Source organism: Microlunatus sp. GCM10028923 (assembly GCF_042666975.1).
GTDB lineage: Bacteria > Actinomycetota > Actinomycetes > Propionibacteriales > Propionibacteriaceae > Microlunatus.
The window spans coordinates 464,071-485,206 of sequence record NZ_JBHTFF010000002.1 but is presented as its reverse complement, the minus strand read 5'-3'; the positions used below and the strand labels follow the sequence as shown (position 1 = coordinate 485,206).

The 21,136-nt window shown below is 71.1% G+C and carries 19 protein-coding genes; 9 read left to right on the top strand and 10 right to left on the bottom strand.

The genetic code is table 11. The annotated features are described in order from the left end of the window. Window positions 1-34: 34 nt before the first annotated feature. Together metE and ACFQU4_RS06435 are read left to right on the top strand one after the other, a co-directional pair. Window positions 35-2,344: a 5-methyltetrahydropteroyltriglutamate--homocysteine S-methyltransferase gene (gene metE, locus ACFQU4_RS06440; RefSeq protein WP_377488308.1), complete on the top strand. Its 2,310-nt coding sequence runs from the start codon at window positions 35-37 to the stop codon at window positions 2,342-2,344. Window positions 2,345-2,566: 222 nt separating this feature from the next. After that, window positions 2,567-3,793 carry a sensor histidine kinase gene (locus ACFQU4_RS06435; protein ID WP_377488305.1) on the top strand — a complete coding sequence of 409 codons (1,227 nt, stop codon included), beginning with the start codon at window positions 2,567-2,569 and terminating at the stop codon, window positions 3,791-3,793. A 276-nt stretch (window positions 3,794-4,069) separates the two neighbouring features. On the opposite strand, the gene ACFQU4_RS06430 is transcribed toward ACFQU4_RS06435, so the two are convergent. Next, window positions 4,070-4,834 carry a group II truncated hemoglobin gene (locus ACFQU4_RS06430; RefSeq protein WP_377488302.1) on the bottom strand — a complete coding sequence of 255 codons (765 nt, stop codon included), beginning with the start codon at window positions 4,832-4,834 and terminating at the stop codon, window positions 4,070-4,072. 78 nt (window positions 4,835-4,912) lie between these two features. On the opposite strand from ACFQU4_RS06430, the gene ACFQU4_RS06425 reads away from it, so the two are divergent. Further along, the gene (locus ACFQU4_RS06425) at window positions 4,913-5,266 is read left to right on the top strand and encodes a winged helix-turn-helix transcriptional regulator (RefSeq protein ID WP_377488796.1); all 354 of its coding nucleotides are present in this window, start codon (window positions 4,913-4,915) and stop codon (window positions 5,264-5,266) included. On the opposite strand, the gene ACFQU4_RS06420 is transcribed toward ACFQU4_RS06425, so the two are convergent. The 3 genes from ACFQU4_RS06420 to ACFQU4_RS06410 form a co-directional block, all read right to left on the bottom strand. Next, window positions 5,203-6,045, bottom strand: a complete 843-nt coding sequence (locus tag ACFQU4_RS06420; protein ID WP_377488299.1) for an SGNH/GDSL hydrolase family protein — start codon at window positions 6,043-6,045, stop codon at window positions 5,203-5,205. The genes ACFQU4_RS06425 and ACFQU4_RS06420 overlap by 64 nt on opposite strands. Window positions 6,046-6,082: 37 nt before the next feature. Beyond that, complete coding sequence (locus tag ACFQU4_RS06415; RefSeq protein ID WP_377488296.1) at window positions 6,083-6,232, bottom strand: hypothetical protein; 150 nt, start codon at window positions 6,230-6,232, stop codon at window positions 6,083-6,085. Between the two features lie 364 nt (window positions 6,233-6,596). Next, window positions 6,597-7,397 carry an LLM class F420-dependent oxidoreductase gene (locus tag ACFQU4_RS06410; protein ID WP_377488293.1) on the bottom strand — a complete coding sequence of 267 codons (801 nt, stop codon included), beginning with the start codon at window positions 7,395-7,397 and terminating at the stop codon, window positions 6,597-6,599. Window positions 7,398-7,514: 117 nt separating this feature from the next. On the opposite strand from ACFQU4_RS06410, the gene ACFQU4_RS06405 reads away from it, so the two are divergent. Both ACFQU4_RS06405 and ACFQU4_RS06400 read left to right on the top strand, forming a co-directional pair. Further along, on the top strand, window positions 7,515-8,675 hold the full coding sequence (locus ACFQU4_RS06405) for an AI-2E family transporter (protein WP_377488290.1): 1,161 nt from the start codon (window positions 7,515-7,517) through the stop codon (window positions 8,673-8,675). A gap of 86 nt (window positions 8,676-8,761) precedes the next feature. Next, window positions 8,762-9,754, top strand: coding sequence for a class I SAM-dependent methyltransferase (locus tag ACFQU4_RS06400; RefSeq protein ID WP_377488287.1), 993 nt, complete (start codon window positions 8,762-8,764; stop codon window positions 9,752-9,754). A gap of 6 nt (window positions 9,755-9,760) precedes the next feature. Here the strand turns inward: ACFQU4_RS06400 and ACFQU4_RS06395 are convergent, their stop codons facing one another. Genes ACFQU4_RS06395 through ACFQU4_RS06385 form a run of 3 tightly spaced genes read right to left on the bottom strand, consistent with a single transcriptional unit; the run spans window position 9,761 to window position 12,427 of the window. Next, a complete protein-coding gene (locus ACFQU4_RS06395) occupies window positions 9,761-10,588 on the bottom strand; it encodes an ABC transporter permease (protein ID WP_377488284.1) in 828 nt (275 codons plus the stop codon). Next, window positions 10,581-11,396: an ABC transporter permease gene (locus ACFQU4_RS06390; protein ID WP_377488281.1), complete on the bottom strand. Its 816-nt coding sequence runs from the start codon at window positions 11,394-11,396 to the stop codon at window positions 10,581-10,583. Before ACFQU4_RS06390 ends, ACFQU4_RS06395 begins: the two co-directional genes overlap by 8 nt. Further along, window positions 11,393-12,427 carry an ATP-binding cassette domain-containing protein gene (locus tag ACFQU4_RS06385; RefSeq protein ID WP_377488278.1) on the bottom strand — a complete coding sequence of 345 codons (1,035 nt, stop codon included), beginning with the start codon at window positions 12,425-12,427 and terminating at the stop codon, window positions 11,393-11,395. Before ACFQU4_RS06385 ends, ACFQU4_RS06390 begins: the two co-directional genes overlap by 4 nt. A 129-nt stretch (window positions 12,428-12,556) precedes the next feature. Between ACFQU4_RS06385 and ACFQU4_RS06380 the strand changes: the two genes are divergently transcribed. After that, window positions 12,557-15,031, top strand: coding sequence for a Tex family protein (locus ACFQU4_RS06380; RefSeq protein WP_377488275.1), 2,475 nt, complete (start codon window positions 12,557-12,559; stop codon window positions 15,029-15,031). 39 nt (window positions 15,032-15,070) lie between these two features. On the opposite strand, the gene ACFQU4_RS06375 is transcribed toward ACFQU4_RS06380, so the two are convergent. Both ACFQU4_RS06375 and ACFQU4_RS06370 read right to left on the bottom strand, forming a co-directional pair. Further along, entirely contained in the window at window positions 15,071-15,577 is a 507-nt protein-coding gene (locus ACFQU4_RS06375; protein ID WP_377488272.1) for a hypothetical protein, read from the bottom strand. A 22-nt stretch (window positions 15,578-15,599) separates the two neighbouring features. Beyond that, entirely contained in the window at window positions 15,600-16,415 is an 816-nt protein-coding gene (locus ACFQU4_RS06370; RefSeq protein ID WP_377488269.1) for an HIT family protein, read from the bottom strand. A 92-nt stretch (window positions 16,416-16,507) separates the two neighbouring features. Here ACFQU4_RS06370 and ACFQU4_RS06365 point away from each other — a divergent pair, with 92 nt between their 5' ends. Beyond that, window positions 16,508-16,792, top strand: a complete 285-nt coding sequence (locus tag ACFQU4_RS06365; RefSeq protein ID WP_377488266.1) for an AbrB/MazE/SpoVT family DNA-binding domain-containing protein — start codon at window positions 16,508-16,510, stop codon at window positions 16,790-16,792. Beyond that, window positions 16,789-17,952, top strand: coding sequence for a DUF418 domain-containing protein (locus ACFQU4_RS06360; RefSeq protein WP_377488263.1), 1,164 nt, complete (start codon window positions 16,789-16,791; stop codon window positions 17,950-17,952). The genes ACFQU4_RS06365 and ACFQU4_RS06360 overlap by 4 nt, the downstream gene beginning before the upstream one ends. On the opposite strand, the gene ACFQU4_RS06355 is transcribed toward ACFQU4_RS06360, so the two are convergent. Then, on the bottom strand, window positions 17,939-18,760 hold the full coding sequence (locus tag ACFQU4_RS06355) for an alpha/beta fold hydrolase (protein ID WP_377488260.1): 822 nt from the start codon (window positions 18,758-18,760) through the stop codon (window positions 17,939-17,941). The two genes, ACFQU4_RS06360 and ACFQU4_RS06355, sit on opposite strands and share 14 nt — an antisense overlap. Window positions 18,761-18,958: 198 nt before the next feature. Between ACFQU4_RS06355 and ACFQU4_RS06350 the strand changes: the two genes are divergently transcribed. After that, entirely contained in the window at window positions 18,959-21,124 is a 2,166-nt protein-coding gene (locus ACFQU4_RS06350; protein WP_377488257.1) for an AAA family ATPase, read from the top strand. Window positions 21,125-21,136 lie beyond the last annotated feature (12 nt).

Sequence of the window (21,136 nt, the reverse complement as noted above, 5' to 3'; positions counted from 1 at the left end):
ATCAGCAGGACTCGCGAAGGAGAGTTCTCTTCAGATGACTTCGATTGCCACGACCCACGGTTATCCCCGACAGGGCCGGCGCCGCGAACTGAAGCGCGCCATCGAACGCTATTGGAAGGGCGGCACGGACGCCGCCGCCCTGCTCGACACCGCGGCGACGCTGCGCCGGCAACGGCTGGAGCGGCTCCGCGACGCCGGGCTCGGCGAGGTGCCGGTCGGCGACTTCTCGCTGTACGACCACGTGCTGGACACCGCCTGGATGGTCGGTGCGATCCCGCCCCGCCATGCCGAGGCGGTGCCGGACACCACGACCGACGCCGGCCGGCTGGACCGCTACTTCGCGATGGCCCGCGGCGACGACCGGGTGCAGCCGCTGGAGATGACCAAGTGGTTCGACACCAACTACCACTACCTGGTGCCCGAGCTGTCCGCCGGCACCGAGTTCGCGCTCGACCCGACCAAGATCATCGACGAGCTGGCCGAGGCGGCCGAGCTCGGCGTCGCTGCACGCCCGGTGCTGGTCGGGCCGGTCACGTTCCTGCTGCTGGCCAAGGCCGCCGAGGACCCGGACTTCGCGCCGATCTCCCTGCTGGACAAGCTGATTCCGGTCTACGCCGAGCTGCTCGGCCGGCTCGCCGAGGCCGGCGCCGAGTGGGTGCAGCTGGACGAGCCGGTGCTGGTCACCGACCTCGATCCGGCCGACCTGGAGCGGTTCCGGGAGGCCTACGCCACCCTGGCCGCGGTACCGAACCGGCCCAAGATCATCATCGGCAGCTACTTCGACCGGCTCGGTGACGCGGCCCCGGTGGTCGTGTCGGCACCGGTCGAGGGGCTCGCTGTTGATCTTGTCGGTCCGGGTTCGGCCAGTCTCGATGATCTGGCCGGGCAGCCCGGACTGGCCGGCAAACGCTTGATCGCCGGGGTGGTCGACGGCCGCAACGTGTGGCGGACCGACCTGGCCGCGGCGCTGGGCAAGCTCGGCACCCTGCTCGGCCTGGTGGACCGGCTGGACGTGTCGTCCTCGTCGTCGCTGCTGCACGTGCCGATCGACGTCACCGACGAGCCGGACCTCGACCCGACCGTGGCCGGCTGGCTGGCGTTCGCCGACCAGAAGCTCGAGGAGCTGGCGATTCTGGCCCGCGCCCTGAACCAGGGCCGGGACGCGGTGGCCGGCGAGCTGACCGTGAACGCGACCCGGCTGGCGTCCCGCGCGACGTCGCCGATCGTCCGTGATCAAGCGGTACGGGAGCGACTGGCCACCGTCACCGATGATCAACTCCGGCGTCGCTCGGCGTACCCGGTCCGGGCCGAGGCCCAGCATGATCAACTCAAGCTGCCGGCCTTCCCGACCACGACGATCGGCTCGTTCCCGCAGACCACGACACTGCGCCAGGCCCGGGCCGACCTGCGGGCGAAGAAGATCGACAACACCGCGTACGACCAGGCGATGCGGGACGAGATCGCCGAAGTGATCAAGCTGCAGACGGAGCTCGGCGTCGACGTGCTGGTGCACGGAGAGCCGGAACGCAACGACATGGTGCAGTACTTCGCCGATCAGCTGGTCGGGTTCCTGAGCACCCGCAACGGCTGGGTGCAGTCGTACGGGACCCGGTGCGTGCGGCCGCCGATCATCGTCGGCGACGTGTCCCGGCCGCGGCCGATGACGGTGGACTGGGCCTCGTACGCCCAGGGCCTGACGGACCGTCCGGTCAAGGGCATGCTGACCGGCCCGGTGACCATGCTGGCCTGGTCGTTCGTCCGCGATGATCAACCGCTCGGCGACACCGCTCGGCAGGTGGCGCTGGCCCTGCGGGACGAGGTGGCCGACCTGGAGAGCGCCGGGATCCGGGTGATCCAGGTGGACGAGCCGGCGTTGCGGGAGACCCTGCCGCTGCGCCGGGCCGACCGGCCGGGCTACCTGGACTGGGCCGTCGCGGCGTTCCAGCTGTCCACGGCCGGGGTGACCGACGCGACCCAGATCCACACCCACATGTGTTACGCCGAGTTCGGCGACATCGTGGACGCGATCGTCGCGATGGACGCCGACGTGATCAGCCTGGAGGCGGCCCGGTCCCGGATGGAGGTCGTCGGCGAACTGTCCGAGGCCGGCTATCCGCGCGAGGTCGGCCCGGGCGTCTGGGACATCCACTCGCCGCGGGTCCCGCCGGTCGAGGAGATGATCGAGGCCTTGCGGCTGGCCGGGCAGACCCTGCCCGCCGAACGGCTCTGGGCCAACCCGGACTGCGGTCTGAAGACCCGGGGCTATGCCGAGGTGGAGGAGTCGCTGCGCCATCTGGTCGCCGCGGCCCGGCAGGTCCGGACCGAGCTGAGCCCGGTCGGCTGATCAACTCCCTGGACCTGTCGAAGAGCGAGCCCGATCGGGCCCGACACTCTTCGACAGGTTCGGGGCAGGCTTCGACAGCCTTTAGTGCGGGTCCGGAACGACGCCAGACACGCCACGCTCGATTACCCCCGATTACGCCCGCCACGGCAGGAATCTGCGCATAATCGACACTGTCGATCGGGGGATTGATATGCGCCGTTTGATCATCACGGAACAACGGTCATGACCGCGCAACACGTCACGCTCGGCCGGGCCTTCCTGTTCAGCTGGCGACGACTGCGCCGTCGCGTCAGTACGCGCGCCCAATTGACGATCGTGTACGGGATCCTGGCCGCGATCGCCGCCACCACCGCACTGGTCGCGGTCAACGTCGCCGTCCGGCTGGTGCCGGATCCGTTGCTGACCGGCGGCACCGGGCGCCTGCTGGACGCGCTCATGATCGTTTCGGTGGTCGCGTTGATCACGCTGATCGCCGGCACCACCCTGGTCACCTGGATGATCACCGGTGGCGTGCTCCGTCCGCTCAACGATCTCAACGCCGCGGCGACCCGGGCCGCCCAGGGCCCGCCCGGCGGGCAGCTCGAGGTCGGCGAACCGGCCAAGGTCTCCAGCCGCGACGAGCTCGTCGCGCTGGCCGGCAGCTTCAACCGGATGCTGTCCCGGCTGGACCACCAGCTCGAGGCCCGCCGCCGGTTCACCGCGATCGCCGAGACCGAGCTGCCGACCCAGCTGGCCACGACCCGGCAGCTGCTCGACGCGGCCGCCAACGACTGGCTGATCACGGCCCGGACGCAACACCTCATCGAACAGCTGTCCTACGCCAACCAACGATCACTCGACCTGGTCGACGGCCTGATGGCCCTGTCCCGGTCCGGCACCGTCGAGCCCATGATCACCGCGACCAACCTGGACGACGTCATCGTCGAGTCCGCGGTCGGGCTGGAGGCGCTGCGGCTGCACCACCAGGTCAAGATCATCTTCGACATCGACGACGTCCGGGCCGAGACCGACCGGACCATCCTGCGCGGCATCGTCGATCGGCTGCTGGACAACGCGATCCGGTACAACCGGCGACACGGGACGGTCTGGGTCGGCACCAGCCGCGGCTGGGGTCAGCCGACGATCACGATCTCCAACACGGGTGAGGTGATGAGCCAGCGCGAGGTCGAACACGCGCTGCGGCCGACGCCGGAGACCCGGAGCGGCCCGGCTGCGCACGGGTTCGGCCTGGCGATCACGCAGAACCTGGCCCGCTCACTGGACGCCACGCTCACCCTGCGCGCCGACTCCGGCGGCGGCCTCACCGCCCAACTCGCCCTGCCCGCGACCGCGCAGCGCGCCGAAGCCCCGGCCGCCGGTCCGGTCGAACTCAGGCCGGCCGTCCGCCGGCCCGGCTCCGGGCGCCCCACCAGCGACCCGGCCCACCGCCCCCACGCCGTCTCCCACTGACCTCGCGGCCGCAACCCCACCGAGCTCGGCCCCCGTTCCCGCGGGAATGTCGACAACCCCACCGGGTTCGCCCCCATGGGCGCGGGAATGTCGACAACCCCACCGGGTTCGCCCCGACGGGCGCGGGGATGTAGACAATCCCACCGGTTCGGCCCCGACGGCGCGGGAGTGTCGACAACCCCACCGTGTTCCGCCCCGATGGACGCGGGAATGTCGACAACCCCACCCCTTCGTTGCGCCGGGGCCGCCGGTGGCGGTCAGGACTCGGGCTCGCGGTCAGGACTCGGGGGTCCAGGGCGGCCGGGACCAGGTCCAGGTGGGCATCGGCTCGTCGAAGTCGGGCCGGGCGTCCGGGGCGGACAGGACGACGGCCATCCGGCTGCCCCATTCGAGGTACCCGACGAACGAGGCGCGGAACTCGGGGTCGTCGGGCAGGCCGACCCGGTCCGCCGCGTCGAGCAGCAGGGTGACCCAGCGGCGCCGCTGCTCCTCCGTGATCGCCCGGCCCAGGTGGTGCCGCACCATGCCGGCGTGGCCGCCATGATCACGCGAGTACGCCGCCGGGCCGCCGAACACCTCGCCGAGCCAGGCCGCGACGTGCTTCGGGTGATCACCCGACATCCCGGCGAACACGGGCGCCAGCAGCTCGTCGGTGATCACCACCCGGTAGAACTCCTCGGTCAGCCGTTCCAGCGCGTCGATGCCACCGGCCCAGTCGTACAGGCTCGGCGCCGAACCGCCCGCCCCGGCGATCCCGGTCGTCCGGTAGTGCCGCATCTCCTCGATCAGCGGCACGAAATCCCCGATCGCAGCCAGGAACGGGCCGAAGTGCTCGCCGCCCCGGAAGCCCCGAAGATGATCATCGGTCGAGGTCCAGCCGATCCGCAGGATGTAGCTCTCGGGCTCCTCCTCGCACCGGGACAGGTCGTAGTCGACGCACTGCGGCGCGACGGCCAACTGTCCGGCCGCCCGGCGGTAGGCCTCCTCGAACGCGTCGGCGCGGTCGGCCGGGATCCGGTAGCGGATGTATTCGGTGATCACGTACAGAAACTAGAGTCGAGCCGGTACGGATCCGCAAGTACGCACTTTCCGGTGCGTGGAGGGCCGGGTGAGGTGTCGATGAACAAACGCGGCTACTCCTGCGCGGTCGAGGTCGCCGTCGACGCGATCGCCGGCCGCTGGACCCCGGTGATCTTGGCCCACCTCAAGGAGGGCGTGCACCGGTACGGGCAGTTGCGCCGGCGGATCCCCGGCCTGAGCGAGAAGATGCTCACCCAGCGGCTGCGCCGGTTGGAGGCGGACGGACTGGTCGAGCGGCGCGTGCACGAGGACGACGGGGAGGTGCCGGCGCCGGTCTCGTACCGGCTGACCGAGGAGGGGCAGAGTCTCGCCCCGGTGTTGCAGGCGCTCTACGACTGGGGCGCGCGGCGGGCGGCCGAGCGGGGCATCGAGGTGCCGGACCCGGTCGACTGACTCACCGACTTCGCCACGACCGTGGGCACCGGGCGCTTCGCGACGATCCCGTCGCCGTGCGGAATGCCGCGGATCCCCTTGCCGAGCCACGGCGCCAGGTGGGTCACTGCCCAGTCGAGTTCCTCGGTGATCTGTTCCCGGACCGACCGGGTCGACTCCGGCGGCAGCGGCTCGGCCCAGGACTCGTCCAACCCGTCGATGCCGAGCCGCCAGCCCAGCCCGCGGGCGACCCGCTCGTGGCCCAGCGGGTTGCCGTGCAGCTTGTCCGCGTACCAGAGCCGGGGATCGCCGGCCATCGGATAGGCCTGCAGGTCCAGCACGATCACGCCGTACCGCGCGGCCTCGGCCCGGACCAGATCGTTCAGCCGGAACATCCGGTCCCGGAGCCGGCGCCCGAACGGGTTGATCGCGGTCGGGTCGGGCATGGTGAAGGTGACGACGGTGATGTCGTTGCCGCGAGCCTCGCTGTACATCTCGGCGAGCGTCGCGGCGAGCTGGTCGTAGTCGCAGCCGAAGGCAAGAACGTCGTTGACTCCGCCGAAGACGGTCATCAGATCGGGTTTCAGGGCCAGTGCGTCGTCGAACTGGGTGTTGCGGATCTCGTCCAGCCGCAGTCCGCGGACGGCGAGGTTGGCGTAGTCGACCGGCTCGTCCTGGCCGTCGGCGATGTGCTGCGCGAGCCGGTCGGCCCAGCCGCGGTAGCCACCGTTGCCGTCGGGGTCCTCAAGACCCTCGGTGGCGGAATCACCGATGGCGACGTACCGCTCGAAGCTCACCACGTCCTGGATTCTGCCGTACCGGCCAAATGGCTCGGGGTCAGGCGGCCAGGTCGACGTGGCTGCGGCTGCGCGGAGCCTTCGCCGCACGGGCCGACACGTCGAACATGGTGGGGACGATCGCGAGCACTCCGACCACGACGATCCCGATGACCGCCAGCACCGTGATGATGACCTGTGTTGCATCCATGACTCAAGAATGACTCGGAGCACCGCATCCGCCATCGGTCGCCGGTCCGGAGTTCCGGGTACCCCGACGACGGCGTTGGTCCTCGGGGTATCGGACCTCGGTGGCACGGGTCCTGAGGTCCGCTGTAACGGCTCATGTGAGTTTTGTGCAGACCTTGCGTAACTCTTGAGGGATCCTGGCGGGCCTGCAGAGGCTGCCGGGTGATGATTCTTTACGCAAGGGGGGCAGTTGGACAGGTACCCAGCACGGGGAGGGGTACCAGCCACAGTCTGATTCGTCGGCACTCAGGGGGGTCGACGAATGCGCTAAGGGCCGGCGGATTTTCGAATCCGCCGGCCCTTCAGTCTTACCTGACCGCTGCAGCCTACGCCGCGTTGAACTCGTCGCGGAAGGCCACCCACTCCTTGACCCGGGTCAGGTCGTAGTCCACCCGGCCGTCGGTCGTGATCGTCACCAGCCGTACCCCGACATCGACCAGGCCCTGGGCCGATTCCTCCGGGCTGCCGTTGACGCCGGTCGACCGCTCGATCTCGCCCGGGTCGCGGCCGATCTGCGCGCACCAGTCGTCCAGCACCGCGTTCTTGTGCTTGAGCGTCTCGGCGTCGCCGAAGCCGTGCCAGATGGTGGCGTGCTCGGCCGTGTAGCGCAGCGTCTTCTTCTCACCGCCGCCACCGATCAGCACCGGGATGTCCCGGGTCGGCGCCGGGTTGAGCTTCGACCAGCGGTCCTTGATCCGGGGCAGCGCCTGCTTCAGGTCGGCCAGCCGGGAGCCGGCGGTGCCGAACTCGTAGCCGTACTCGTCGTAGTCGCGTTCGAACCAGCCGGCCCCGATGCCGAGGATCAGCCGGCCGTTGCTGATGTGGTCGACGGTCCGGGCCATGTCGGCGAGCAGTTCGGGATTGCGGTACGAGTTGCAGCTGACCAGGGCGCCGATCTCGACCCGGCTGGTCTGCTCGGCCCAGGCGCCCAGCATCGTCCAGCACTCGTAGTGCAGGCCGTCGGGTTCACCGGAGAGCGGAAAGAAGTGGTCCCAGTTGAAGATCACGTCGACCCCGGCCTCCTCGGCCGCGGCGGCCGCCTCGCGCAACGCGGAGTAGTCGGCGTGCTGCGGCTGGAGCTGGACGCCCACCCGGAACGGGCGGTCGGCGTACGGAATGTCTGTCATGAGTCTCACCCTAGGATCCGGATGTCCGACCGTGGTCCCGGTGTCCCGTTCCTTCGACCGGCGGTCACCGGGGAGAACTACACTCGCGACGCCAGGTCAGGTGAGCGGGAGGAACAGATGCCGGGTCCACGTACGCGTCGCAGCGGCCTCGAACGCACGAGCCGCCGAGCCGACCCCGGCCCGGGCTGGTCACCGCCGCTCTGGGGCGTCCTGGTCGCCGCCGGCATCGTCGTCGCGGCGATGGGGGTGAAGGCGATCTCCGACATCGCCGGCCCCGTGTTCCTGGTCCTCACGCTGGTGATCACCGTGCATCCGTTCCGGGTCTGGCTGCGCAAGGTCGGCGTCCCGGCCTGGTTGGCCAGCACCATCGCCCTGTTCACGATCTACGGCATCCTGATCGTCATCCTCGGCTCGATCGCGCTGTCGATCACGCAGCTGGCGACCACCCTGCCGAAGTACGGCGAGGCGTTCATCCGGCTCTACAACATCGTGCTGGACACCCTGGCCGGCTTCGGCGTCGGCACCGAACAGTTCCAGTCCTTCTTCGACAACTTCGACCCCAGCTCGCTGACCGGGATCGCGCAGACGCTGCTCAGCGGCATCACCAACTGGCTGTCGCTGGGCGCGCTGATGGTCACCGTGGTCGTCTTCCTGGCCTTCGACGCGTCCGGGATCGCGCCCCGGATGGCGATCATCAGGGAGGCCCGGCCGCGGGTCGCGGAGGCCCTGGAGACCTTCGCCCGGAACGTCCGCAAGTACTGGATCGTGACCTCGCTGTTCGGCTTCATCGTGTCCATCTTCGACGTGATCGCGTTGTCGATCATCGGCGTACCGCTGGCGGTCACCTGGGGCGTGTTCGCCTTCGTCACCAACTACATCCCGAACGTCGGCTTCGTCGTCGGCATGATCCCGCCGGCCCTGCTGGCCCTGCTCAGCGGCGGCGACAACGGGCTGCGCGACATGCTCGCGGTGATCATCTCGTTCTGCGTGATCAACTTCCTCATCCAGACCCTGATCCAGCCGAAGTTCACCGGCGACGCGGTGGGCATCACGCCGACCGTCGCGTTCATCTCGTTGATCTTCTGGTCCTTCATCCTCGGCGGACTGGGCGCGCTGCTGGCGGTGCCGGCGACGCTGTTCGTGAAGGCGATCCTGATCGACCAGTCCGACCGGACCCGCTGGTTCGGCGCCTTGATCAGCGCGACTCCCGGGGAGGCGCCGGACGTGGACCGGCCGATGTTCGGGCTGCGCCGGAAGACGAAGAGCCCGGCCCGGTAGCCGGCGCCCGACCGCGACACGCGCAGCGCGATCCGCGGCACGCCTGCGCCGGGCCATCGGCCGCGGGACCGGGCGAGAATCCGGTGATGCCCGCTTCGGCCTCCTACCGCACGGTTCCCGACGATCCCGAGCCCGACCGGGTCCGCCGGATCACCCTTCTCCTGCTGCTCCCCGAGGGCGAGTGCGTCGTCGCCGCCGACGGCGGGCCCGCACTCAGCACCAGCGACGTCGCCGCCGGCGAACACTGGCTGTACGACACCACGCTGCGGGTGCCGCAGCAGACGCACGGCTTCCGGATCCAGGGGATGCGGACCGTCGCTGTCGCGGATCTCGACCCGGCCGACCCGGCCGCCGGGCTGCAGGTCTTCGGCTTCGCCACCGGCGCCCCCGCGGGTCGCGAGGTCGCGCTGGAACACCTCACCCCGGACCGGCTGGCCGCCCGGCTGGCCGCGGCCGGCGACCCGGTCGGGGCCCGCTTCGTCGTCGACGCGGCCGAGGCGCGGCAGGCCCGGACCGATGCCCAGACCGCCGCCGACAACCTGCGCTGGCAGGCGGCCTACCTGCGGGCGGACACGCCCTGGGGACAGTCCGGCAACAGCGGGACGCTCGAGGACTGGGAGCGCAGCCGGCGCCCGGTCGCCGAGGCGATCGAGCGGGACGGCACCTTCCTCGACGTCGGCTGTGCCAACGGATACCTGATGGAGTGCGTGCAGGCCTGGTGCGCGGAACGCGGGATCGCCGTCGAGCCGTACGGGATGGACCTCGGCGCGGACCTGATCCGGCTGGCCCGGCAACGGCTGCCGCACTGGGCGGACCGGCTCTGGGTCGGCAACATGCAGACCTGGACGGCGCCGGGCGGGCTCCGCTTCGACACCCTGCAGGTCCGGCCCGACGCCGTCCTGCTGGAGCGGCGCGCCGACCTGCTCACCCGGCTCCGCGCGGACCTGCTGACCGACGGCGGCCGGCTCATCGTCACGATGTCCGAGCCCGGTCCGTACGGCACCGCGCCCGCACTGCTGGAACAGGCCGGCTTCACGGTCGCGGGTGTGCGCGGGCACGTGGCCTGGGCCGACGCCTGATCGGTCCTAGTGGCCGGGGCTGGCGTAGTGGCGCAGCTGCCGGCGGAAGAAGATCACCGCGAGGACGTAGAGGGCGACGCCGATCGCCGGTGACGCGAGCGCAAGCCAGAGCGGGACGAACAGTTCGTCGGTCCGGCCGAGCAGGACGGCGGCCGGAAAGAACGCCGCGTACGCCAACGGCAGCAGGAAGGTCAGCAGGTAGGCGACGGCACGTGGAAAGACACTGAGCGGGTACGGGCCGAAGGTGACGAACACCTGGTCCACCACCCGCAACAGCGGCATGCTGACCAGCAGCCGGAACGACAAGGCGGACAGCGCCAGCATCACCGCCGACTCCAGGACCGCGCTGCCGATCACCGCCAGGATCAGGTACGTCACCGTCCAGCCCGTCCAGGCGATCGGTGCCGCGGCCGCGGTGATCACCAGCACCACCAGGCCGAACGCGAGGTCGCCGAACGCGGTCACGGTGAACCGCCGGGTCAGCAGCTGCACCAGCGGGTCGACCGGCCGGAGCAGGTAGCGGTCGAACTCGCCGTCCCGGACGATCCGGTCGGTGGCCCAGAGCTGACCGGACAGAAAGCTGTGCAGGGCGTGGCCCATCGAACGGATGCCGTACACGAAGGCGACCTCGACCAGGCCCCAGCCGCCGATCCCGCCGAACGCGAACACCACCACCCCGACGAACGCCAACGACACCGCCTCGTAGCAGATCGCCCCGATCGCGGTCAGCACGAAGTCGGTCCGGTACTGCAGCGCCGACGACAGCCCGATCCGCAGCAACACCACGTACTGCCGCAGCAGGGACGGCGGCCGGAGCGTGAAGGCGTCAGCCACCCTGGACCACCACCCGGTGCCGGGCCCGGGACCAGACCAGCGCGGCCAGCAGGGCCAGCACGACGACCCAGAACAGTTGCACGCCGAGAGCCATCGCGAGGCCGCCCGGCGGCCGGCCGAAGTAGATCGAGACCGGGGTGAACGTGGCCGCCTGGAACGGCAGCGCGGTCGCGACCGCCTGCAGCCAGCCGGGCATGAACCAGAGCGGCAGCACCGAGCCGGACAGGAAGGTGCGGACCACCGCGAACGCCATCTGGATGCCGCCGACCTCGAGCGTCCAGAACGACGTGAGTCCCATCAGCAGCGTGATCAACTGCGAGACGCCGAACGCCAGCACCAGGCTGATCATGAACGCGAGCGCGGCCGCCGGGTCGGCCGGCGCCGTCAGCCCGCCGACCAGCAGGCCGGCGCCGAGACCGACCAGCACCGTCGGCAGCGCGGCGATCACGAAACCGGTCTGCACCGCGAGGTTCTGGGTCAGCAGCCCGATCGGGCGGGTCAGGTCGATCCCGATCAGGCCCTCCCGGACCCGCCACTCGATGGACTGGCCGGGCCAGGTGTCCAGCACCCCGGCCACGGTGATGCCGAGCACCGCGTAGCCGACCGCCTGCCGGACGTCGGCCCCGGCGACCGGCTCGTCGTGGCCGGCGTAGATGGCCCGCCAGACGACCGCGTACAGGACGACCTGGATCGCGACCACGACCAGCGACAACAGCATCGAGCTGCGGTAGGACCACGGGGTCAGGTAGCCGATCCGGACCTGGCTCAGGACCGCTCGGAACCGGACGGCCCGGGTCGCGGCGGTCACGGCGGGCCGTCCGGCAGGCCGCGTTCGGTGTAGATCCGGGCGATCACGTCCTCCAGCCGGGGCTCGACGACGGACAGGTCGACCACCGCGTGGGCGGCGGTGACGGCCGCGATCGCCTCCGGCGCCTTGATCCGGTCCGAGCGGAACCGGAGCGTCACCCGGCGGTCCTGCCGGTCCAGCTGCTCCAGCGGCGGGACGGCGACGTCGTGCGGTTCGGCGAGAGTGACGACCAGATCGCGGTACGAGGCGTAGCGGGCCATCAGCTCGGCCAGCCCGCCGTCGTACAGCACCCGGCCGTGGTCGATCACCACGATCCGGCGGCAGAGCCGCTCGACGTCCTCGAGATCGTGGGTGGTGATCAGGATCGTGGTGCCGCTCTCGGCGTTGGTGTGGGCGACGAACTCGCGGATCCGCTGCTTCGCGACGACGTCCAGGCCGACCGTCGGCTCGTCCAGGAAGAGCAGTCGCGGCCGGTACAGCATCGCGGCGGCCAGGTCGCCGCGCATCCGCTGGCCGAGCGACAGCTGGCGTACCGGGGCGTCCAGGAACTCGTCCATCTCGAGCAGCTCGACCAGCTCCGCCTGGCGCTGGTCGCCGGCAGCGCCGGGCACGCCGTACAGGTCGCGAACGGCGCGGAACGACTCGCGCAGCGGCAGGTCCCACCAGAGCTGGCTGCGCTGGCCGAACACGACCCCGATCGTCGCTGCGTTGGTCCGGCGCTCCCGGGACGGATCCCGGCCGGCGACCGAGACCGTACCGGCAGTGGGGGTGAGAATCCCGGTGAGCATCTTGATCGTGGTCGACTTGCCCGCCCCGTTCGGGCCGAGGAATCCGATCAGCTCGCCGCTCATGATCGAGAACGAGATGTCGTCCACGGCGCGGATCACGTCGTGGTCGCGGTTGAGGAAGGTACGGATCGCGCTCAGCCGGCCCGGGACGCGGCGGGCCCGGCGGAACTCCTTGACCAGCCCGGAAACGCTGACCAGGGGAGCATGATCGTCGTCGAACACTCCAGCAACGGTGTCAGACACCGCCCGTTCCGGCCACGGGATTTCCCGATCCGGTCCGCGCCGGCGCACGGGGTCGGTCGGCGTCGGAGGTGTCGGTTAGGGTCTGGTTCGGCTCGTTCGGGAGGCGTACGGGCCGCGGGAGGAGTTGGCGTGCAGCAGGTGGTGACGGTCGAACAGCGGATCGCCGAGGAGCTCGAGGTCGCGGTGGCCCGGGTGCAGGCGGCGGTGGCGTTGCTCGACGAGGGGTCGACGGTGCCGTTCATCGCGCGCTATCGCAAGGAGGTCACCGGCGGGCTGGACGACACCCAGCTGCGCACGCTGGAGGAACGGCTGCGCTATCTGCGCGAGCTGGACGACCGGCGGCAGGCGATCCTCGAGTCGATCGAGGCGCAGGGCAAGCTGGACGACGAGCTGCGGCAGCGGATCCTGGCGGCCGACACGAAGGCCCGGCTGGAGGACCTCTACCTTCCGTTCAAGCCGAAGCGGCGGACCAAGGCCATGATCGCCCGCGAGGCCGGGCTGGAACCGCTGGCCGACGCGCTGCTCGGCGACCCGTCCCTGGACCCGGTCACGACCGCGGAGGCGTACGTCGACGCGGCCAAGGAGGTGCCGGACAGCAAGACCGCGCTGGACGGGGCCAGGGCGATCCTGATCGAGCGGTTCGCCGACGACGGCGACCTGATCGGCGAGCTGCGGGAACTGCTCTGGCAGAACGGCCGGCTGGTCTCGACGGTCCGGGACGGCAAGGAGAAGGAGGGCGCGAAGTTCTCCGACTACTTCGACTTCTCGGAGTCGTTCACCACGCTGCCGTCGCACCGGATCCTGGCCCTCTACCGGGGCGAGACCGAGGACGTGCTGGCCATCCAGATCGCCCAGGACGAGGGCGCTGATGATCAAGCTCAGAGCCGGTACGAGAAGATCATCGCCGACCGGTTCGGCATCGCGGCTCAGGGCCGGGCGGCCGACACCTGGCTGGTCGGTGTGGTCCGCTGGGCCTGGCGGACCAAGATCATGATCACGCTCGGCATCGACATGCGGATGCGGTTGCGGCAGCACGCCGAGGAGGAGGCGGTGCGGGTCTTCGCCGCCAACGTGAAGGACCTGCTGCTCGCCGCGCCGGCCGGCACCCGGGCCACCCTCGGCCTGGATCCGGGCTTCCGGACCGGCGTCAAAGTGGCCGTGGTGGACCGGACGGGCAAGGTCGTCGCCACCGACGTGATCTACCCGCACGTACCGAAGCACCAATGGGACCAGTCGATCGCCACGCTGGCTCGGCTCGCGAAAGATCATCAGGTCGAACTGATCGCGATCGGCAACGGCACCGCGTCCCGGGAGACCGAGAAGCTGGCCGGCGAGTTGATCAAGAAGCACCCGGAACTGGAGCTGACCAAGGCGGTCGTCTCCGAGGCCGGTGCGTCGGTCTATTCGGCGTCGGCGTTCGCCTCGCAGGAACTGCCGGACATGGATGTGTCACTGCGCGGCGCGGTGTCGATCGCCCGCCGGCTGCAGGATCCGCTGGCCGAGCTGGTCAAGATCGATCCGAAGTCGATCGGCGTCGGGCAGTACCAACATGATCTTGGTGAGCTGGCCCTGTCCCGGTCGCTGGACGCGGTCGTCGAGGACTGCGTGAACGCGGTCGGTGTCGACCTCAACACGGCCTCGGTGCCGCTGCTGACCCGGGTCTCCGGGATCACCTCCGGGCTGGCCGAGAACATCGCCGCGCACCGTGATCAGCACGGGCCGTTCCGGTCCCGGGCGGCACTGCTCGAGGTGGCCCGGCTGGGTCCGAAGGCGTACGAGCAGGCGGCCGGGTTCTTGAGGATCAGCGACGGCGACGACCCGCTCGACTCGTCCGGAGTGCATCCGGAGTCGTACCCGGTGGTGCGGCGGATCCTGTCCGCGACCGGGACCGAGCTGAAGACCTTGATCGGCAACAGCAGCGCGCTGCGGACGGTCAACGCCGCCGAGTTCACCGACGAGCGGTTCGGCCTGCCGACGGTGACCGACATCCTGACCGAGCTGGACAAGCCCGGCCGGGATCCCCGACCCGCCTTCCAGACCGCGGCCTTCGCCGACGGCGTGGAGACCCTGGCCGACCTGACCCGCGGCATGATCCTGGAGGGTCAGGTGACGAACGTCGCCGCCTTCGGGGCGTTCATCGACATCGGCGTGCACCAGGACGGCCTGGCCCACGTCTCCGCGCTGTCGAAGAACTTCGTCAAGGATCCGCGCGAGGTGGTCAAGCCCGGCGACCTGGTCAAGGTGAAGGTGCTCGACATCGACCACGACCGGAAGCGGATCTCCCTCACCCTGCGCCTGGACGACGACCTGGACGCCAAGCCGGGCGACGCCAAGCCGGGCCGGTCCCGGCAGGGCGGGGCCAAGCAGGGCGGGGCTCAGCAAGGCGGGGCTCAGCAGGGCGAGCGGAAGCCGCGCGAGGGCAAGCCTGGCGACGGGAAGTCCCGCACCGGAAAGGCCGGCGAGGGAAAGGCCGGCGACCGGAAGTCCGGCCGGGACGGCGATCGGAACGGGCGGGGCGGCGGCGGCCGGCCGAAGCCGCGCCAGGAGCGCGAGCCGCAGGGCGCGATGGCCGACGCCTTCCGCCGGGCCGGTTACACCCGCTGATCGCAGCTGCCACCGGCAGGGTTCGACGAACGCCGGCGCCTAGTCGAAGTTCGCGGCGAGGTTCCGGCGGATGATCGCTTCGGCCTCGGCCAGGGTCGGCTGTGTCTCCCACCAGGCGAGCCGGGCGAAGGTCTGGCCTTCGGCGCGCAGCTCCCACCGCTCGTCGTCGAACGCATCGTCGGGGTTCCACGCCAACAGGTAGACGCCGGAGCCACCAGGATCGGGGCTCGGTGGCCGGCCTCGGTAGCGGACCTCCGCGCGATGGCTGGTCTCGTCGAGCTGGGTCCAGGTGATCGAGGCGCGGTTCCACTTCCGCGCCGCTCTCTTGTCCAGCCGCGCCTCCCACCGGCGTCGCCGCTTCTCGTACCGGAGTTCGGCGTCGCGGTTGAGCTGCAGCACGCTGCGATCGGGCGTGTGCGGGTCCTCGGGGTCGGTGAACGCGTCCCTCGGCCGCGGCGGGAACGGCGGCACGAACCGTCGCCAGGCGACGACCAGGCCGACCGCCACCACCACGGCGACCAAGATCACGATCACGACGGTGTTCACGGTCCGGGCCGCCAGGGTCGGGTCAGCGGTTCGGGGAGAGGTACGCGGCCAGCCGCTGGTACGGGTTGACGGCCTCGGAGGCCGAGCGGCCGTACACGTGCAGGTGGACGTGCGGGGTCTCCTGGCGGGCGTGGATGCCGTCGTTGGCGAACCCGCTCAGCCCGGTCGAGCCCGAGCCGAGCCGGAACTGGGCCAGCGACTCGATCAGCCGGGCGGACAGCGAGACGACCTCGGAGGGTTCCAGGTCGCGCAGGCTGACCACGTGCCGGATCGGCAGCACCAGCACATGCGGATCGATGAGCACCCGGCGCGGCCGGATCACCCGGACGTCGCGGCTGCGCCAGCGTTCCTGATCGGTGAGCACCGAACCCGTACAGCCGTCGCAGAGGTTGCCCTCCGGAGCCTCGATGGTGAGCGGCTGCGGCGGCCGGGCCAGTTCGTCCCGGACCCGTTCGACCAGGTCGGCGTCGGCCCGGGCCGGCAGCCGGACCCGGCGGGGCAGGGCCATCGCCCGGACCGGGCTGATCAACTCGCCGGGCCGTCGGCCGAACACGTGGATCGCGCACCCGGCACCCGGGACCGGGTCGGGTTCGCCGATGCCTTCGGAGTCCGGCTGCCAGAGCACCGAGAAGCTGATCATGAAACCGGAGGATCCGAAGATCCGGTGCAGCACCGAGGTCGCGGCGCGGTAGGCGTCGATCAGGTCGGCCGCTTCGCGTTCGTTCAGGGAGTCGACGCGACCTACGGATCGGACCAGGACCAGATGGGACTCGACCACCCGGACCGCGGGTACAACGATCCGCCAAGTGCCGAATTCGGCAACGGTTTCCGGGCGCACCCGAACAACCGTAGCGTTCCCGGTGCGCCGGCGTACCGCCAGGTCGTACATGTTTTACATGTTATTCTTTGTATCTACTGCAGGAGGGCTCCATGGCCGAGGACACCGGCGACACCACGTACGGGCCGGGAGGACGCGGGTTCTACGGGTCGGTGACGGTGAGCGAGCGGGGGCAGATCGTCATTCCCGCCCAAGCCAGACGCGATCTGAACATCCAGCCGGGCGACAAGCTGCTGGTCCTCGGCGACCCGGCCCAGGGTCTCGCGCTGGCCACGATCGACCGCCTGATCAAGAACTGGCAGGGCCCGGCCGCAGTGCTGGAACAGATCACCCAACATGCCCGCGATCCGAGACCGGAGGCGAAGCCGGAACCATGACCGACCTGGCCGCACCCAGAATCACCGCCACGACCGACCGTGCCCTCGCGCCCGATCTGGCCCGCGGCGGGATGCTTCTGCTGATCGCGATCGCGCACGCACCCCTGTTCGTGACCGACGTCGATCGCGGCCCGGCGGCCGTCAACGAGACGCTCGGCGTCTTCCACCTGATCTTCGTCCACAACCACGCGCGGCCGCTGTTCGCCTTCCTCTTCGGGTACGCCCTCGTCCAGCTGACCGACCGGCAGCTCGCCCGGGGCAACGACTGGCCGGGTCCGCGGAAGCTGATCCGGCGGCGCGGCTGGTTGCTGGTCGGGCTCGGCCTGGCCCACTTCGCGTTGCTGGTGCCGATCGACATCCTCGCCGCGTACGGCCTCGGCGGGATCCTGATCGCCGGCCTGCTCCGGGCAAAGGACCGGACGCTGCTGATCGCGGCCGGGATCTCGCTGCTGCCGGCCACGGCGGTGACCGCCATGAGCATGTGGCTCCCGCTCACCAACGGCGTCTCCTCGTACACCGCCGGCAGCGTCGCCGTCGGCGACCGGGACTGGCTGCAGTACCTGTTGGACCGGATCCCGGGCCTGCCGTTCGGGCTCGCCTTCGGCACCGTGATGGTGCTGCCGCCGATGATCATCGGGATCTGGGCCGCCCGCCGCCGCTTCCTGGACGCCCCGCCCGCACACCGTCCGGCGCTGGCCCGGTTCGCCGTGATCGGCACCGCCGTCTCCGCCGCCGGCACCCTGCCCGCGATCTTGATCGAGACCGGCGTCATCGCGACGCCGGGTCCGGTGTTGATCTTGGTCGCCTCGGTGCTGCAGCCGTTGACCGGCTACGTCGGCGGGATCGCCCTGGCCGCGATCCTTGCGGTGATCGCGATCTTGGTCGGCCGCAGACCCGGTTCGCTCACCACCGCCGTCCAGGCTCTCGGCCAGCGGTCGCTGAGCGCGTACCTGCTGCAGTCGTTGATCTTCCTCGCCGTGTTCGCCGTCCTCGGACTGCAGGACGGCCTCGGGATGACCGGCGCGACGATCGTCGCCGGGCTGACCTGGCTGATCTCGGTCGGGCTCGCCGAACTGCTCCGCCGGTCCGGTCGCCGCGGTCCGGCCGAGGCCCTGCTGCGCCGCCTGACCTACCCGCCGCGGCCGGTCAGCCGGGGATGAACGCCCGGAGTTCGTCGGCGAGCGCCACCGGCTGGTCCTCCTGGATCAGGGTGTAGCAGTCGGCGAGCTCGACCAGCCGGCCCTGCGGCAGCAGCCGGGCCAGCCGGCGGCCGTGGTCGGGCGGCATCATGGTGTCCTCCGGCGCCCAGACCACCAGCGCCGGCCGGTCGAATCCGGCCAGTCCGCTGCTCCAGTTCCGGCCCCCGCCGAGCGGCACACTGATCCCGTACGCCCTCAGGTCCCGCCGGATCGCGGGGTCGGCCAGCGGCTCCAGCCAGTCCCGCAGCACCTCGTCCGGCACCGGATGCTTGGCCATCGCCCCCACCGATCGCGCCCGCATTGGCGCCGACCTGGACAGCAGGGCCAGCAGACCGAGCCCGCCGGGGATCCGGGACAGCAGGCCGAGCAGCCGGCCGGGCCGGCCCGGCGGGAAGTTGTCGAACGCCTCGCACGGGGTCAGCACCAGCCGGCCCACCCGCTCGGCGCGGCCGCGTTCGACGATCAGCTGCGCGCCGCCCCAGTCGTTGATGACCAAGGTCACGTCGGACAGGTCGAGCCGGTCGAGGAACTCGGCGACCAGGTCGGCCAGTCCCCCGATGCTCAGGTCGGCGTCCGGCCGCATCGGGCGGCGGTGCGAGCCGAGCGGCAGCGACGGCGCCACGCAGCGGTAGTCGGGGCCGAGTTCGGCGACCACCTTGCGCCACACGGTGCGGCCGATCAGCGGTCCGTGCAGCAGGACCAGGCAGGGCCCGGTGCCGCCGGTGTCGGAGTAGTCCAGGGTTCCGGCGCTCAGCTCGATCTCGGGCATGCTCGGATGCTGCCCGTACCGACTGTCCAGTGGCCAGACCAACCGCTGCCCACCCGGTGCCCACCCGCTCCGCGCACCTTCGGGTCTGGATTTGCGCAAGATCGGCACAGCCGCCCCCATTCCGCGCCCGGGGCCTGGTCAACCCGGTCGATACTGTCGGGCGCAGGACCGTCAGGCGACAGGGAGGACGCGGCAAAGATGAGCAGCGGTGCGACCACGCCCCAGCCGGAACGGCGACTGGCGAACCGGATCGACCGGGGCCGGCGCCGCCGCTTCGTCGGCCGGTCCGCCGAGCTGGAGCTGTTCGAGTCGGCGCTGGCCGAGCCGGACCAGACCTTCAACGTCCTCTTCGTGTACGGGCCCGGCGGGATCGGCAAGTCCAGCCTGCTCGACGCCTATGCCGACCGCGCCGCCCGAGCCGGCCGGACCCCGCTCCGGATCGACGGGTACGGAGTCTCGCCGCCCACCCCGGAAGGCTTCCGGGCCGCGCTGTCCGACGCGATCACCGAGGCGCTCGGGCTGCCCGCCGACGAGCACGTACCGAACGGATTCCTGGACCGGCTCGGCGACGGCAGCCGCTGGGTGCTGCTGGTCGACACGTTCGAACTGCTGGCGCCGATCGAGTCCTGGTTCACCGACCGGCTGCTGCCGCAGCTGCCGGACGACCTGATCGTCGTCCTGGCCGGCCGGCTGGGGCCGTCGGCGCGCTGGCTGGCCGACCCGGGCTGGCGGGACCTGCTCCGGGTGATCTCGCTGCGCGGCCTGCCGCCGGACGGCACCCGGCAGTACCTGGAGATCGAGCAGGTGCCGCCGGCCCTGCACCAGCGGGTCGCCGGGCTGACCCACGGCCACCCGCTGGCGCTGTCGCTGCTGGTCGACGCGATCCACCGGTCCGGCCCGGACGCCGAACTGCCGGCCAGCCTGGCCGAGGACCCGGACCTGGTCCGGGCGCTGCTCAACCGGCTGATCGACAACGCACCGAGCGCGGACCACCTGGCCGCCCTGCAGGTCTGCGGTCACGCCCGGCACGTCACCGAGGCCCTGCTCCGCGCGGTGCTCGAGGATCCGGCGGCGCCGGTGCCGGAGCTGTTCGCCTGGCTGCGCGGGCAGACGTTCATCGACGAGACCGCCGACGGACTGCGCAGCCACGACCTGGTCCGCGACCTGCTCGACGCCGACCTGCGCTGGCGCGACCCGGAGCGGTACGGGGCGCTGCACCGCCGGATCCGGGTCTACCTGGTGGAGCGGCTGCGGGCCCGGGAGATCACGCCGGCCGACCGGCGCACCGTGATGGCCGACCTGCTGTTCCTGCTCCGGCACCACCCGGTGGCCGGCGCGCACTGGGACTGGGGACTGCTCGGCAGCGGCTACACGGATCCTGTCACCGACGCCGACGTACCGGCGCTGATCGCGCTGACCGAACGGCAGCAGGGCCCGGAGCAGGCCCGCTGGGTCGAGCACTGGCTGGACCGGCAGCCGGAGGCGTTCCTGGTCTTCCGCGACGGCGACGGCTCGATGCTCGGTTTCGCGGGCTACCTGTCGCTGGACCGGGCCGCGCCGGCCGACCGGGACGCCGATCCGGGCACCCGGGCGATGTGGGACTACGCCCAGCAGTACGGTCCGCCGCGGCCGGGCGAGCTGGTCAAGGCCTGGCGGTTCCTGGTCGACCGGGACACCGTCGACGAGCGGCAGCTGCAGGCGAGCGGGACCATGCTGGGCGCGTTCCACACCCAGGACATCCTGCTGCGGCCCCGTACCGCCTGGGACTTCGTCGGTACGTACACGGACCTCGACCACTGGCGTGCCTTCCTCGGCCACCTGGACTTCCACCATCTGCCGGAGGCCGGCTACCGGGTCGGCGACACCGAGTACGAGGTGTTCGGGCACGACTGGAGGCGGATCGGGATCGCCGAGTGGATCGACCTCACCGCCGCCCGCGAGCTGGGCGAACCGATCGAGGAGCCGCACCGGCGCGGTGCCGATCTGGTGCTGTCCCACGAGGAGTTCGCGGCCGCGGTCCGCGACGCACTGCGGTCGCTGCACCGGCCGGCCGAGCTGGCCGGCAACCCGCTGGTCGGCTCCGGCCTGGTCCGCCGGGCGACCGGGCCGGACCGGTCGCCGGAGCAGGCGCTGGCGGAGGTGATCCGGTCCGCCGCCGACGAGCTGCGCGACGATCCCCGTACCGAGCCGCTGCACCGGGTGCTGGACCGCACCTTCGTCCGCCCCGCGCCGTCGCAGGAGAAGGCGGCCGATCTGCTCGAGCTGCCGTTCAGTACCTACCGCCGGCACCGGGACCGCGCCGTCGAGGCCGTGGTCGACCGGCTCTGGCAGCGCGAACTGGACGGGCCCGGCGCCCCCTCCTGAGCCCTGCCGGTT

Excerpts from the sequence above, each read along its gene's own strand:
- metE (WP_377488308.1), top strand. The coding sequence starts at position 35 with ATGACTTCGATTGCCACGACCCACGGTTATCCCCGACAGGGCCGGCGC.
- ACFQU4_RS06435 (WP_377488305.1), top strand. The coding sequence starts at position 2,567 with ATGACCGCGCAACACGTCACGCTCGGCCGGGCCTTCCTGTTCAGCTGG.
- ACFQU4_RS06425 (WP_377488796.1), top strand. The coding sequence starts at position 4,913 with ATGAACAAACGCGGCTACTCCTGCGCGGTCGAGGTCGCCGTCGACGCG.
- ACFQU4_RS06415 (WP_377488296.1), bottom strand. The coding sequence starts at position 6,232 with ATGGATGCAACACAGGTCATCATCACGGTGCTGGCGGTCATCGGGATC.
- ACFQU4_RS06410 (WP_377488293.1), bottom strand. The coding sequence starts at position 7,397 with ATGACAGACATTCCGTACGCCGACCGCCCGTTCCGGGTGGGCGTCCAG.
- ACFQU4_RS06405 (WP_377488290.1), top strand. The coding sequence starts at position 7,515 with ATGCCGGGTCCACGTACGCGTCGCAGCGGCCTCGAACGCACGAGCCGC.
- ACFQU4_RS06400 (WP_377488287.1), top strand. The coding sequence starts at position 8,762 with ATGCCCGCTTCGGCCTCCTACCGCACGGTTCCCGACGATCCCGAGCCC.
- ACFQU4_RS06365 (WP_377488266.1), top strand. The coding sequence starts at position 16,508 with ATGGCCGAGGACACCGGCGACACCACGTACGGGCCGGGAGGACGCGGG.
- ACFQU4_RS06360 (WP_377488263.1), top strand. The coding sequence starts at position 16,789 with ATGACCGACCTGGCCGCACCCAGAATCACCGCCACGACCGACCGTGCC.
- ACFQU4_RS06355 (WP_377488260.1), bottom strand. The coding sequence starts at position 18,760 with ATGCCCGAGATCGAGCTGAGCGCCGGAACCCTGGACTACTCCGACACC.
- ACFQU4_RS06350 (WP_377488257.1), top strand. The coding sequence starts at position 18,959 with ATGAGCAGCGGTGCGACCACGCCCCAGCCGGAACGGCGACTGGCGAAC.